We start from the raw sequence: 924 nt of genomic DNA, 5'->3' as shown, positions 1-924 counted from the left end.
GATCATCCTGAGTTTTAATCTGACTGGCTATTTGATCTACCAGTTTTTCGTTGATTTCAACGCTCATTGTTATTCTCCATTTTGGAGTATTAACGACAAGCGTTTACACAATTTAAATTACATTCCCTTCAAAGCCAAAATCATTTTGGTGGGGAGGTGCGATATCATCTGATGTGGCCACCCGCGAGTTCAAAAAGCTATTTAATAATATCAGCCCCGACTATCCCAAGTCGCCATTTTTAATGCATAACATACTAAGCATGTCAGTAAAGAAAGATGATATCATTTTAGATTTCTTTGCCGGATATGGAACAACAGCAGCATCAACATTTTCGTTTAATGAAAAATTTAACCATGAAGTAAGGTTTATCACCGTTCAGCTTCCTGAACCTTGTGACAAGAAAAGTGACGAGTATAAGGCTGGATTCAAAACAATCTCAGATGTTTGTAAAGAGCGTATTAGAAGAGCAGGTAATAAAGTTGATAAAGAAAACCTAGATACCGGCTTCAAAGTTTTCAAACTCGACTCCAGCAATATCAAACCCTGGGATGCCGATTTCGACAACCTGGAAGATATGATTGCCGCAGCGGATGACAGCCTGAAAAAAGACCGCACCGCCGACGATGTACTCTACGAAATCCTGCTGAAATACGGCCTCGACCTGACCCTGCCCATCGAAGAACACATTCTCGCCGGTAAAACCGTGCACAACATTGGCTGCGGCGCTCTGATGATCTGTCTGGATGATGAGATCACTCTCGATGTCGTCAATGCCATTGGTGATCTCAAGAAAGAATTGCAACCGGAAGTCATGCGCGTGGTGTTCAAAGACGCTGGCTTTGCTGACCCAGTCGTTAAAACCAATGCCATTCAGGTGCTCAAGCAGTTTGGCATTGACGATGTGAAAAGTATCTAAGGGCGGG

The 924-nt window shown here is 42.9% G+C and carries 1 protein-coding gene; it reads left to right on the top strand.

Annotated elements, in window-relative coordinates:
• The first annotated feature begins 173 nt into the window (after positions 1-173).
• Positions 174-917 (top strand): DNA methyltransferase, encoded by a 744-nt coding sequence (locus AK963_RS29670; protein WP_274520573.1) that lies wholly within the window; start codon positions 174-176, stop codon positions 915-917.
• Positions 918-924: the final 7 nt, after the last annotated feature.

The organism is Endozoicomonas atrinae (genome assembly GCF_001647025.1).
Taxonomy (GTDB): domain Bacteria; phylum Pseudomonadota; class Gammaproteobacteria; order Pseudomonadales; family Endozoicomonadaceae; genus Endozoicomonas; species Endozoicomonas atrinae.
Note: the sequence above shows the minus strand (reverse complement) of the source record. Positions and strands in the feature narration are given on the sequence as shown.